This window comes from Roseateles sp. AC306 (assembly GCF_979253795.1).
In genome coordinates, this window is record NZ_CEEDEB010000002.1 from 1 (window position 1) to 12,501 (window position 12,501).

Sequence of the window (12,501 nt, forward strand, 5' to 3'; positions counted from 1 at the left end):
TCTTTGGTGACTTTCTTCTGGCCCCGCAGAAGAAAGTTACCCGGCCGCCGGGACGGACTCCCGGCAATGCAGCGAGCAGCCGCTCTCTATGCAAACACAACCCACAACTCACCCAGGCGAACTCGCCGTCACCCACGGCCCCGTCAACCCATCTAGCTCACAGTCCCACAACGCCTGTGCATCCATCTCATCCACGACACCCTCGCCGTAGACCTTCAACGCCAGGCTGCGCAGCATGATGACCATGCCGCGCACAAACGCCGCACGCCCAGCCTCCCCGGCCACGCCGAGCAACACCGAGGCATCCAGCTTCACGTAATCGAGCCCCGCCTGATAGAGCCGCTCCACCTGCGCCAGGCCAGCGCCAGCGTGCTCCAACCCGAGCTTCACGCCCAACGGTCGCAGCTGCAGCCCCAGCTCCAGCAGCCGCTCGAAGTGCTCGGTCGCAGCCGCCTCGGCCAGGTCCAGCAGCAGCGCCCGCGCCGCCTGAGGCCACTGGCTCAGCAGCTCACGCAACTGCGGCAGGAAGCTGCCATCGGCCAGTGACGCCGGCGCCACGTTGATGCAACGCGCCTGGCCGTCCGCCGCAATGGCCTTGAGCGCCAGGCCGACGGCGAAGAGGTCCACCGCCGCCGTCATGCGTGCCCTTGCGGCGAACGGCAGCCAGGATGCGGCGGGCAGGTAGCCGGCATCGAGCTGCAGCTGCAGCGGGCATTCCAGATGCACCAGGCGGCCGGCGCGGTCGCGCACGGGGAACTCGACGAGACGACCGCGCTGGGCGGTCACGGCTTCCTGCAGCTGCGACCGCCACAGGCCCTCGCCCTGCTCGCGGCCCACGCCCGGGTCGGCCACGATCTCGACGACGAAGCCGCCACGCGACTCGCTCAGGTGCTCGGCACGCGCCAGCGCGGCGTCGGCCTCGCCCAGCCAGACCGGGCTGGGCCGCTCGCGTGGCAGCTCGATGGCGCCCAGCGCCACCTGCACGCCGGGGCCGAAGGCCGGCAGGCTGGCGCGCAGCGCGTCGGACAAGGCATGTGCGGTCTCTGCCGCCACGCCCGCAGCCGGCAGCCACAGCGCGAAGTCGCCGCCGTTGAGCCGGCCCACGCGGCAGCCGGACACGGACTCGGGATAGGCCTGCAGCGCCGTCACGACCGTGAGCAGCACATCGTCCACCGCGCCACGGCCCAGGCGGGCGTTGAGCCCGGCGAGGTCACGCAGGCGCACGAGCACCAGACCGGCGACCGCCGGGCCATCGTCGCGCTGCAAGGCGGCGTCCAGCTCGGCGAGGAAATGCTTGCGCGTGGACACGCCGGTCAGCGGGTCATGGTGCACCTGCTCGCGCAGCACGAGGAGCTGGCCGGCCTGGGCTTCGAACAGATCGCGCACACGCTGCACCATGGCGTTCATCGCCCGCGTCAGCCGCTGCAGCTCGGGCACGCGCGGCTCGGCGACCTGGCCGTAGCTGCCGGCCAGCACGCCCTCGGCCTGGGCCACGGCCGCGTCCAGCGGGCGACGGATGCGACGCAGGCCCGCCCAGGCCAGCACGGCCGCCGCGATGCCCACCACCAGCAGCCATGCCAGCAGCCGGCGCGAGGCCAGCCAGAGCGCGTCATGCGCATAGCTCGATTGACTCATCAGCTCGACCGAGCCGATGGCGTTCCAGCCGTTGGACAACTGGGCCACGCCGGCCGGCGCCTCGATGGGCACGAGGCCGCGGAACCAGGCCGGCGACTGCCCCGACCTGGCCGCCCCGGCGCGCTCGAACAGCGTCTCACCGTTGAGGCTGCGCCAGCGCACGAATTCGTAGGCGCCGGTGTCGTACTGGGCCGAAATGAGCAGCTTGATGAGTTCGGCGTCGCCGCCCTGTTGCGAGAGTGCCAAGCCGAGGGACTGCGCGTTGTCGGCGTTCTTCAGCTGCAGCTGCGTCTGCATCAGCTGCCGCAGCGACAAGGTCGACAGCCCGACCGCGCCCACGAGCGCCGCCAGCACCACGCCCAGCACCAGCCAGGCGATCTGCCGCATCAACGACATGTTGCGTCCTTCATAAAAATCCTTCCGCCCGCACTTTGGCAACCAGCTCCCGCCACAGCGACAGCCGCGCCAGCGGGTCGCCCGCCGTGACCTGGCCCACGCCCTGCCACAAGCCCTCGGTGTTGAAGCTGAACACCGGCGTCAGGTCGGCGCGCAGCGAGGCGGGCAGCACCTCGGCGCGCAGGTTGTCCAGGATCAATGGCTCCGCGCCCGGCTGGGCATAGTAGGCCAGCACCATGTGGGCCAGTGACTGCCCCTGCATGCGCGCCCGCACATAGACCAGGCGCAGCTTGGCGGTCGGCACACCGGCGCCGGCCAGGCTGAAGTACTTGGCGATGGCGTAGTCCTCGCAGTCGCCGGCGCGCTTGTCCAGGCTTTCCAGCGGCGAGGCCCAGTAGTCGGGCAGGCCCCAGGTGACGGCGTCGTCACGGAAGGCCAAGCGGCGGTTGAAGAAGTCGTTGACGTCCTTGAGCCGCTGCAGCTCCTCCTGAGTGCCGCTGCGCTCGATCTGCTGCACCAGGGCCTGGGCCTGCTCCACCACGCGCGGCCCGCGTTCGGCTGCGGCCTCGAGCACGCGCGCTGCATCGTAGGCGGCCAGGACCAGCCACGGGCAACACATGAACGCGGCCAGCCACCACCGGGACGGGCCCGAACGAGAGGCGGTGCGGAACAGGGAAATGGGCAAGGTGGGCGGCGGGCGAAGTCCGTTTTCACTGTACCCGCGCCATCCCTTGCCGCTGCCCGACCTCAGCGGGCCAGACCGTGAACTCAGGCCGGGGAAGAGCGTAGTCCGTAGACCTTGTCGCCGACAAACAGGTATTCGGCACGCAGCACCGGCTCGCCCTGCTCGCCCGCGAACGTGAAGCCGACCACGCCGATCTCGGCGCCGGGCTTGATCTCCTCGACACCCCAGGCCTGCATGCGCGTCAGTGGCGCCAGCTCCACTTCCCAGCGCTTGTCGCGGCGTTTCGGCAACTGCGCCTTGGCCAGCAGCCCGGCACCGTCGACCGGCGTGGTCTGGCGCGGCAGGCTGCGCTTGGCGAGGTCGGCCGGCAGCGCGAGGTTCTCGGGCACCTCCAGCTGCAGCTCGGCATGCGGGTTGCGCCAGGCCACCTTGGCAGCACGGCCGCTGAGGTAGATGGGGCGCTCCTGGTCGAAGCTGCTCCAGCCATGGTGGGCCAGCGCGGGCAGGCTGCCGAATGCGGGCAGTGCGATCAGGAGGGAACGTCTGTGCATCATCGCGAACTCCTTAAGTCGACGGGGTCACCGGGCCGAGTGCCGGGCCGCCCCAAGCCGGCGATCGGGCGAGGGGCTCATACATAAGCGATAAAACGCCCGCAGATGATGACAGCGAGCCAAATCCCTAACGAGACCAGGCCTTGTACGCGCGCGGCCCGGTCAGCGGTGGCCAGGCTGCCACGGGCGTGGAACCACGCGGCGTTCGCGCCGGCCAGCATCAGCAGCAGCAGCTTGAGGCGAAAGGCCGGGTTGGCCAGCAACTCCTGCGGCTGCGTGGCGAACATGCAAAGGCCCGTCAGCGCGCACAGCGCAAAGCCCAGCAGCGCCAGCGGCAGCACCAGCCGCGCCAGTACCGGGAGGTCGAGGGTGCGGGCGAGGCCCAGCAGCCGCAACTCGAACACCAGAAGGCCGCCGAACAGCAGCGCGATACCGACCAGATGCACCGTCTCCAGCGCCGGGTAGGCCCAGGGATGCGAGGCGAGACCTGTCCACATGGCTGGCGCAAATCAAAACACGGAAGTCGGCAACATTGGTCAATGTAGCGGCGCTCGCGCCGCCTATGATTTTTTGGCCATGCAGACCCCCTCATCCGCCACGAGCGGCAAGACCCAGCAGATCCGCGACGACCTCGATCAAGCGCGCCGCCGCGGCCCCTTGCAGCAGATTCAGATCCCGCCCTGCCCTGCGCTGCTGGCCCAGCTGCAGCAGGCCATGAGCCAGCCCGAGCCCGATCTCAACCTCGTCGCCCGCATCGCCTCCAGCGACGTAGCCATGGCTGCCACGTTGCTGCGCATTGCCAACGGCCCGCTGTTCAAGCCGGTGGGCCTGCCCTGCACGACCGTCGGCCAGGCCATGACGCGCATCGGCCTGCGCGAGAGCGTGGCCGTCATGACGGGCTTCCTGGTTCAGCACGCCATCCCCGTCAACACGCCGCAGCTCGCACGTTTTTGGGAGCGCAGTGCCAAGCGAGCCATCGCCATGGCTACCATCGCGCAGGAGCTGCCGGGCCTGTCGCCCGACCTGGCGCACAGCTTCGGCCTGTTCCTGCATGTCGGCGTGCCGGTGCTGCTGCAGAGCGTGCGCGGCTATGCGGCGACCATGGTGGAAGCCGGCGCGCGCATCGACCGGCCCTACATCGCCACCGAGAACGCCAACCACCGCACCGACCATGCCGTCGTCGGCGCCCTCGTCATCCGCGTGTGGAACCTGCCGTCCCCGCTGATGGCGGCCATCCGGCTGCACCACGACTTCGCTGCCCTGGGCCATGCCGGCATCGAACCCGAAATCCACACGCTGATTGCCGCCGGCCTCATCGCCGAGCACCTGATGCGCCGCCACGAAGGCCTGCCGGAGGACGCCGACTGGGCCGGCCATCACCAGGCCGCAATGGCCTGGCTGCACATCGGCTGGGAAGAGCTGGGCCACTGGGAAGAAGCCGTCAACGCGCAGTTCGACGCGGCCTGAGCACGATGCCCGGGCTGCGCCTTCCCCGGCTGCGCGTCGTCATCCTTGCCGCCATGGTGGTGGCGACGGTGGCCACGCTGGGCTGGTGGATCTTCGGCCCTTCGGGCGTCGCCGTGGAGCTGATCAAGCGCAGCTGGCGCATGGAGATCGTCATCGAGCGGCTGCGCTCCGAGAGCGGCTCGGACTGGTGCGACGACCTGCCCGCCGACGCCCGCGACGTGACGCGCCGCGTGATGGCCGACCCCACCGGCAAGCGCGCCGAGCCAGGCGAGCACTGCCGCTACACCCAGCTCGTCTGGCGCCGCTACTGGATCGCCAAGACGGAGGGCGGCCCGGCCGACAGGCCCGACTGGCCCAGCCCGCCGCTGCGCGTCGCCCCACCGGGCGAGCCTGGCAGCGAACGCACGGCCAAGCGCGAGGCCTATTTCGAGATCGAGCTGCGCGACCGCGACAACCACGCCTGGGTCTGCCGCGTCACACAGGAGCGCTGGCAGCAACTGCGCGTCGGCCAGAGGTTTCGCATGCCGGTGGACCGCTTCGGCACGGCGAACTGCCCGGCGATGTACGAATCGGCGCTTTAACGCCACCGCTACCATCGCACGCCTCGGCCAGGGCACGCAGGCCCCGGACCGCCATCAGAGGAGGACCCATGACATTCCCGCTGCGCGCCACGCTGACCGTTTCACTCGTCCTGGCCATGGGCCCCGCCCTCGCGGCCGACCTGCCGCCGCCGCCCGCCAACATCTTGCAGAAGCAGGCGCTCAGCGCTCAGGGCGCGGATCTCAAGGTCACGCTGGCCGTAGACCGCATCAAGGTGTCCATCCCTCGCCGCTGGGCGTGCTGAACAACTCGATGACGCGCGGGGTGCTGAGCGCCGACCGCGTGCTGCAGGGCCGGCGCGTGCTGCAGAGCGACGCGGCAGTCACCTTCGGCAGCAGCGGTGGCCCGCTGCTGGACGGCGACGGCCGCGTCGTTGCCATCACGCGCGACGGCGTCGGGTCCGGCAAGGGCTTCAACTTTTTCATCCCCATCGAAGAAGCGGTGAAGGCGCTGCAGATCAGCGTCGCCGCCCCCTGAGCCTCACCAGCAGGCGGCCCCTGCCGAGCACCGGCAGGGGCCGCCTGTTTTTCGGCTTCAGTGAGCCAGCTGCCACACGCCGACGATGACGTGGCCCCAGAGCATGATGTTGAAGCACAGCAGCGTGAACACGCGCAGGAAGGTCCAGAACTTGCGCGCGCGCTGGAAGGCCTCGTCCTCGCCGGTGAAGAAGTAGATGCCCATGTAGAGCACCGAGGGAAGCAGGCTGGCGGCCATCACGATCGCCATGAACCAGTAGAAAAAGGTCATGCTCGATTGTGGCAAGGGGCGCAGCGGCCAGACGGGCAGGAAGACCCGGACCAGCCAACATGAAAAAGGCCCGGACCGTTGCCGGGCCGGGCCTGCGTTCTGCGCGCAGCAGCCTTACTTCTTGCGCACCGGCGGGATGTCCGTGCAGGAGCCGTGCGCCACTTCGGCGGCCATGCCCAGCGATTCGCCCAGCGTCGGGTGCGGGTGGATGGTCTTGCCGATGTCCACCGCGTCCGCGCCCATCTCGATGGCCAGCGCGATCTCGCCGATCATGTCGCCGGCATGCGTGCCGACGATGCCGCCACCGATGATGCGGTGGCTTTCCTCGTCGAACAGCAGCTTGGTGAAGCCCTCGTCGCGGCCATTGGCGATGGCGCGGCCCGAAGCCGTCCAGGGGAACAGGCCCTTGGTGACCTTGATGCCCTTGGCCTTGGCCTCGTCCTCGGTGATGCCCACCCAGGCCACCTCCGGGTCGGTGTAGGCCACGCTCGGGATCACGCGGGCGTCGAACTGGCTCTTCTTCAGCTTCTCGTCGTTCAGCAGTTCGCCGGCGATGACTTCGGCCGCGACGTGGCCTTCGTGCACCGCCTTGTGGGCCAGCATGGGCTGGCCGACGATGTCGCCGATGGCAAACACGCTCGGCACGTTGGTGCGCATCTGCACGTCGACCGGGATGAAGCCGCGGTCGGTGACGACCACGCCGGCGTTCTCGGCCGCGATCTTCTTGCCGTTGGGCGTGCGGCCGACGGCTTGCAGCACGAGGTCGTAGCGCTGCGGCTCCTTGGGCGCACCTTCACCTTCGAAGGTCACCCAGATGCCGTCCGGCTTCGCCTCGGCGCCGACCGTCTTCGTGTTCAACATGATGTTGTCGAAGCGGTGCGCATTGAACTTCTGCCAGACCTTGACGAGGTCGCGGTCCGCGCCGGTCATCAGCGTGGGCAGCATCTCGACGACGTCCAGCCGCGAGCCCAGCGTCGAATACACCGTGCCCATCTCCAGGCCGATGATGCCGCCGCCGACGATGAGCATCTTCTCGGCCTCGACCTGCATCTCCAGCGCGCCGGTCGAGTCGACGATGCGCGGGTCGTCCGGCAGGAAAGGCAGACGCACGGCCTGCGAACCGGCCGCGATGATGAGACGCTTGAAGGCGACGGTCTGCGACGCACCGGTCTTCGCTTGACCGACCGCACCTTCGGTCGCTTCGACCTTCAGGTGTTGCGCGTCCACTAGCGAGCCGACGCCACGCAGCACGGTCACCTTGCGCATCTTGGCCATGGCCGCGAGGCCGCCGGTCAGCTTGCCGGTAACCTTGTTCTTGTGCGCGCGCAGCTTGTCGATGTCGACCTCGGGCTCGCCGAAGGCCACGCCGAGGTCGGCCATGTGGCTGACCTCATCCATCACCGCGGCGACGTGCAGCAGCGCCTTGGACGGGATGCAGCCCACGTTCAGGCAGACGCCGCCGAGGGTGGCGTAACGCTCGACGAGAGCGACCTTCAGGCCCAGGTCGGCGGCGCGGAAGGCAGCCGAGTAGCCGCCGGGGCCGCCGCCGAGGACGACGAGGTCGAAGGCCTGATCGGCGCTGCCGGAGTAGGTCGCGGCGACTGGAGCCGGTGCAGCGGCCACAGGTGCAGGTGCAGGTGCAGGTGCAGGTGCAGCAGCAGCCGGCGCGGGAGCCGCGGCTTCAGCCGACTCCAGCGTCAGCACGACCGAGCCCTTCTTGACCTTGTCACCGATGTTGACGCGCAACTCCTTCACCACGCCGGCAGCCGACGACGGAATCTCCATCGACGCCTTGTCGCTCTCGACGGTGATCAGGCTCTGCTCGACCTTGACGGTGTCGCCGGCCTTCACCAGCACTTCGATGACGCCGACTTCGTCGAAGTCGCCGATGTCGGGAACTTGAACTTCAATGAGTGCCATTGGTTCCGCTCCTGATCACAGCGCGATCCGACGGAAGTCGGACAGCAGGCTGGCGAAGTAGACGTTGAAGCGCGCGGCCGCAGCGCCGTCGATGACGCGGTGATCCCAGCTCAGCGACAGCGGCAGGATCAGGCGCGGCTGGAAGGCCTTGCCGTCCCACACGGGCTCGATGCTGCTCTTGCAGACGCCCATGATGGCCACTTCGGGCGCATTGATGATGGGCGTGAAGTACTTGCCGCCGATGCCGCCGAGGCTGCTGATCGAGAAGCAGCCGCCGCTCATGTCGGCCGGGCCCAGCTTGCCATCGCGCGCCTTCTTGGCCAGTTCGCCCATTTCCTGGGTGATCTGGAAGATGCCCTTCTTGTCGGCGTCTTTGATGACCGGTACGACGAGGCCGTTGGGCGTGTCGGCCGCGAAGCCGATGTGGAAGAACTGCTTGAGCACCAGCGTGTCGCCGTCCAGCGAGCTGTTGAACTCGGGGAACTTCTTCAGCGCCGCGACGGCCGCCTTGATCATGAACGCGAGCATCGTGACCTTGATGCCGGCCTTCTCGTTCTCCTTGTTCAGCTGGACGCGGAAGGCTTCCAGCTCGGTGATGTCGGCATCGTCATGGTTGGTGACGTGCGGGATGACGACCCAGTTGCGATGCAGGTTGGCGCCGGAGATCTTCTTGATGCGCGAGAGTTCCTTGCGCTCGACCGGGCCGAACTTCTCGAAGTCGACCTTGGGCCAGGCCAGGACGTTCAGGCCGGAACCTCCGCCAGCGGGAGCCGCGGGTGCGACAGCCTTCTGGGCCGAGGTCTGCACCGCGCCCGACATGACCGCCTTGACGAAGCCTTGCACGTCGCTCTCGACGATACGGCCCTTGGCACCAGTGCCCTTCACTTCGACCAGCGGCACGCCGAGTTCGCGGGCGAGCTTGCGGATGGTGGGCGAGGCGTGCGGCAACTTGCCGGTGGGCGCTGTCGGCTGATGCGGCGGCAGCGCGGCTGTCGGCACGGCCTTGGCTTCGGTTGAAGCCGCAGCAGGTGCAGCCGCAGCAGGCGCCGGTGCAGGCGCGGCAGCTGCCGGTGCAGGCGCGGGGGCAGCACCGCCAGTAGCCTTCACGCGGGCCAGCGCCGATCCTTTGGCGACCTTGTCGCCGATCTTGACGAGCAGTTCCTCGACGACGCCTGCCGTGGACGACGGGATCTCCATCGAGGCCTTGTCGCTCTCGACGGTGATGAGGCTCTGCTCGACCTTGACGGTGTCGCCGACCTTCACGAGCAGCTCGATGACGGCCACTTCGTCGAAGTCGCCGATGTCCGGCACGACGACGGTGACCGAGCCGCCAGCCGCAGGGGCCGGCGCGGGCGCGGCGGGCTCGGCAGCCGGTGCCGGTGCGGGCGCCGCAGCGGCAGGCGCCGGTGCAGCAGCAGCGGCAGGCGCAGCAACGGCGGCCGGCGCAGCAGCGCCCTCGCCTTCCACGACCACCACGACGCTGCCCTGCTTGACCTTGTCGCCCACGGCGACCTTGATCTCCTTGACGACACCCGCCTGCGACGACGGAATCTCCATCGACGCCTTGTCGCTTTCGACGGTGATCAGGCTCTGCTCGACCTTGACGGTGTCGCCCACCTTGACCAGCACCTCGATGACGCCGACCTCGTCGAAATCGCCGATGTCCGGAACCTTGACTTCAATCAATGCCATGTTCTTGTCTCCCCGCGGCTCAGGCGTACAAAGGATTGATCTTGTCGGCCTTGATGCCGTACTTCGCGATGGCCTCGGCCACCTTGGCCATCGGCACCGCGCCGTCATCGGCCAGCGCCTTCAGCGCGGCCACGACGATGTAGTGGCGGTTGACCTCGAAGTGCTCGCGCAGCTTGGAGCGGAAGTCCGAGCGGCCGAAGCCGTCGGTGCCCAGCACCTTGTACGAACGACCACGCGGGATGAAGGCGCGGATCTGCTCGGCGTAGTTCTTCATGTAGTCGGTCGACGCGATGACCGGGCCTTGCGTGCGGCCGAGCTGCTGCGTCACGAAGGGCACGCAGGCGAGTTCGGTCGGGTGCAGCAGATTCCAGCGCTCGGCGTTCTGGCCGTCGCGGGCCAGCTCGTTGAAGCTCGGGCAGCTCCACACGTTGGCGCCCACGCCCCACTCTTCTTCCAGCAGCTTCTTGGCGGCCTGGCTCTCGCGCAGGATGGTGCCCGAGCCCAGCAGGTTGACGCTGACGGGCTTGCTCGCGTCGGCGTCTTCCAGCAGGTACATGCCCTTGAGGATCTGCTCCTCGGTGCCGGCCTTGAGGCCCGGCATCGGGTAGTTCTCGTTCAGCAGGGTGATGTAGTAGTAGACGTTTTCCTGGTCTTCCACCATGCGCTTCAGGCCACGCTGCATGATCACGGCGACTTCGTGCGCGAAGGTCGGGTCGTAGGACACGCAGTTGGGGATCGTGCCGGCCAGGATGTGGCTGTGGCCGTCCTCGTGCTGCAGGCCTTCGCCGTTGAGCGTCGTGCGGCCGGACGTGCCGCCCAGCAGGAAGCCACGCGCCTGCATGTCACCGGCGGCCCAGGCCAGGTCACCGATGCGCTGGAAGCCGAACATCGAGTAGTAGACGTAGAACGGGATCATCACGCGGTTGTTCGTCGAGTACGACGTTGCCGCAGCGATCCAGCTGGCCATGCCGCCGGCTTCGTTGATGCCTTCCTGAAGCACCTGGCCGGCCTTGTCCTCGCGGTAGTACATGACCTGGTCGCGGTCGACCGGGGTGTAGTTCTGGCCTGCGGGGTTGTAGATGCCGATCTGGCGGAACAGACCTTCCATGCCGAAGGTGCGCGCCTCGTCGACGAGGATGGGCACGGTGCGCGGGCCGAGTTCCTTGTCGCGCAGCAGCGTCGTCAGGAAGCGCACATAGGCCTGGGTCGTCGAGATCTCGCGGCCTTCGGCCGTCGGGTCGAGCACGGCCTGGAAGGTGGCCAGGTCGGGCACGGCCAGCTTCTCGTCGGTCTTGGCACGGCGCTTGGGCAGGTAGCCGCCCAGCGCGTTGCGGCGCTCGTGCAGGTACTTCAGTTCCTGCGAGCCTTCCGGCGGCTGATAGAACGGGATCTTGGGCAGGTCTTCATCCGACACCGGGATGTTGAAGCGGTCGCGCATCGCGCGGATGTCGTCGTCCTGCAGCTTCTTGGTCTGGTGGGCGGTGTTCTTGCCTTCACCGATCTTGCCCATGCCGAAGCCCTTGACGGTCTTCACGAGCAGCACGGTCGGCTGGCCGACGGTGTTGACGGCCTTGTGATACGCCGCGTAGACCTTCTGCGGGTCATGGCCGCCACGCTGCAGGCGCCAGATGTCCTCGTCGCTCATCTTGGAGACGAGCTCCAGCAGCTTGGGGTGCTTGCCGAAGAAGTTCTTGCGGACGAAGGCGCCGTCGTTGGCCTTCATGGCCTGGTAATCGCCGTCGACGGTCTCCATCATGACCTTGCGCAACAGCTCGTCCTTGTCGCGCGCCAGCAGCGGGTCCCAATAGCCGCCCCAGATCAGCTTGATGACGTTCCAGCCGGCGCCGCGGAATTCGCCTTCCAGCTCCTGGATGATCTTGCCGTTGCCGCGCACCGGGCCGTCCAGGCGCTGCAGGTTGCAGTTGACGACGAAGATGAGGTTGTCCAGCTTCTCGCGTGCGGCCAGCCCGATGGCACCGAGCGATTCGGGCTCGTCCATCTCGCCGTCGCCCAGGAACACCCAGACCTTGCGCTTGCTCGTGTCGGCAATGCCGCGGGCATGCAGATACTTCAGGAAGCGCGCCTGGTAGATGGCCATCAAGGGGCCGAGGCCCATCGAGACGGTCGGGAACTGCCAGAAGTTGGGCATCAGCTTCGGATGCGGATAGCTGGACAGGCCTTTGCCGTCGACTTCCTGGCGGAAGTTGATCAGCTGCTCTTCGGTGATGCGGCCTTCCATGAAGGCGCGGGCGTAGATGCCCGGGGCGCTGTGGCCCTGGATGTAGAGCAGGTCGCCACCGTGCACACCGTCGTCGGCATGCCAGAAGTGGTTGAAGCCGCAGCCCAGCATCGTCGCCAGCGAGGCAAACGACGAAATGTGGCCGCCCAGATCACCCCCATCCTCGGGGTTGTGCTTGTTGGCGCGCACGACCATCGCCATGGCGTTCCAGCGCATGTAGGCGCGCAGGCGCTCCTCGATCTCGATGTTGCCGGGGAAGCGTTCTTCCTGGTCGGTCGGGATGGTGTTGACGTAGGCCGTGTTGGCCGAGAACGGCACCTCGATGCCGGCCTGGCGGGCGTGGTCGATCAGCGTCTCGAGCAGGAAGTGGGCGCGGTCGCCGCCCTCCTCGCCGATGACGGACGAGAGGGCATCCAGCCACTCACGGGTTTCCGTCGGATCTTTGTCATTCGCGGCGGCGCCGAGAAATTCTTGCGGCTGGGCGGACATGGCCGGTCTCCTTCAAATGCCGCCTCTGGCGGGCAGCGGGGGGTGTTCTGACGAGGGCAAGCAGGCGCAGGGGCCGCGAG

The 12,501-nt window shown here is 68.0% G+C and carries 12 protein-coding genes; 4 read left to right on the forward strand and 8 right to left on the reverse strand.

The features are described 5' to 3' along the window. Positions 1 to 108: 108 nt before the first annotated feature. From AC0IZJ_RS04670 to AC0IZJ_RS04685, 4 genes are all read right to left on the reverse strand, one after another. Positions 109 to 2,031, reverse strand: coding sequence for an EAL domain-containing protein (locus AC0IZJ_RS04670; RefSeq protein WP_471847158.1), 1,923 nt, complete (start codon positions 2,029 to 2,031; stop codon positions 109 to 111). 10 nt (positions 2,032 to 2,041) lie between these two features. Beyond that, a complete protein-coding gene (locus AC0IZJ_RS04675; protein WP_471847160.1) occupies positions 2,042 to 2,716 on the reverse strand; it encodes a transglutaminase-like cysteine peptidase in 675 nt (224 codons plus the stop codon). Positions 2,717 to 2,799: 83 nt separating this feature from the next. Continuing rightward, a complete protein-coding gene (locus AC0IZJ_RS04680) occupies positions 2,800 to 3,267 on the reverse strand; it encodes a DUF6152 family protein (protein WP_471848457.1) in 468 nt (155 codons plus the stop codon). A 77-nt stretch (positions 3,268 to 3,344) separates the two neighbouring features. Continuing rightward, positions 3,345 to 3,764, reverse strand: a complete 420-nt coding sequence (locus AC0IZJ_RS04685; RefSeq protein ID WP_471847162.1) for a hypothetical protein — start codon at positions 3,762 to 3,764, stop codon at positions 3,345 to 3,347. A gap of 79 nt (positions 3,765 to 3,843) precedes the next feature. Between AC0IZJ_RS04685 and AC0IZJ_RS04690 the strand changes: the two genes are divergently transcribed. The 4 genes from AC0IZJ_RS04690 (at position 3,844) to AC0IZJ_RS04705 (ending at position 5,811) form a co-directional block, all read left to right on the forward strand. After that, a complete protein-coding gene (locus AC0IZJ_RS04690; protein WP_471847164.1) occupies positions 3,844 to 4,734 on the forward strand; it encodes an HDOD domain-containing protein in 891 nt (296 codons plus the stop codon). A 5-nt stretch (positions 4,735 to 4,739) separates the two neighbouring features. Beyond that, the gene (locus AC0IZJ_RS04695) at positions 4,740 to 5,315 is read left to right on the forward strand and encodes a hypothetical protein (RefSeq protein ID WP_471847166.1); all 576 of its coding nucleotides are present in this window, start codon (positions 4,740 to 4,742) and stop codon (positions 5,313 to 5,315) included. Positions 5,316 to 5,383: 68 nt separating this feature from the next. Further along, entirely contained in the window at positions 5,384 to 5,578 is a 195-nt protein-coding gene (locus AC0IZJ_RS04700) for a hypothetical protein (protein WP_471847168.1), read from the forward strand. Beyond that, complete coding sequence (locus AC0IZJ_RS04705; protein ID WP_471847170.1) at positions 5,572 to 5,811, forward strand: trypsin-like peptidase domain-containing protein; 240 nt, start codon at positions 5,572 to 5,574, stop codon at positions 5,809 to 5,811. Before AC0IZJ_RS04700 ends, AC0IZJ_RS04705 begins: the two co-directional genes overlap by 7 nt. 57 nt (positions 5,812 to 5,868) lie before the next feature. Here AC0IZJ_RS04705 and AC0IZJ_RS04710 read toward each other — a convergent pair whose 3' ends face one another. The 4 genes from AC0IZJ_RS04710 to aceE all read right to left on the reverse strand — a co-directional run bounded on the left by AC0IZJ_RS04710 (position 5,869) and on the right by aceE (position 12,421). After that, a complete protein-coding gene (locus tag AC0IZJ_RS04710) occupies positions 5,869 to 6,081 on the reverse strand; it encodes a hypothetical protein (protein WP_471847172.1) in 213 nt (70 codons plus the stop codon). Positions 6,082 to 6,195: 114 nt separating this feature from the next. Next, complete coding sequence (lpdA, locus tag AC0IZJ_RS04715) at positions 6,196 to 8,001, reverse strand: dihydrolipoyl dehydrogenase (RefSeq protein WP_471847174.1); 1,806 nt, start codon at positions 7,999 to 8,001, stop codon at positions 6,196 to 6,198. A 15-nt stretch (positions 8,002 to 8,016) separates the two neighbouring features. Then, the gene (gene aceF, locus AC0IZJ_RS04720) at positions 8,017 to 9,693 is read right to left on the reverse strand and encodes a dihydrolipoyllysine-residue acetyltransferase (protein WP_471847176.1); all 1,677 of its coding nucleotides are present in this window, start codon (positions 9,691 to 9,693) and stop codon (positions 8,017 to 8,019) included. 19 nt (positions 9,694 to 9,712) lie between these two features. Next, positions 9,713 to 12,421, reverse strand: a complete 2,709-nt coding sequence (gene aceE, locus AC0IZJ_RS04725; RefSeq protein ID WP_471847178.1) for a pyruvate dehydrogenase (acetyl-transferring), homodimeric type — start codon at positions 12,419 to 12,421, stop codon at positions 9,713 to 9,715. Positions 12,422 to 12,501 lie beyond the last annotated feature (80 nt).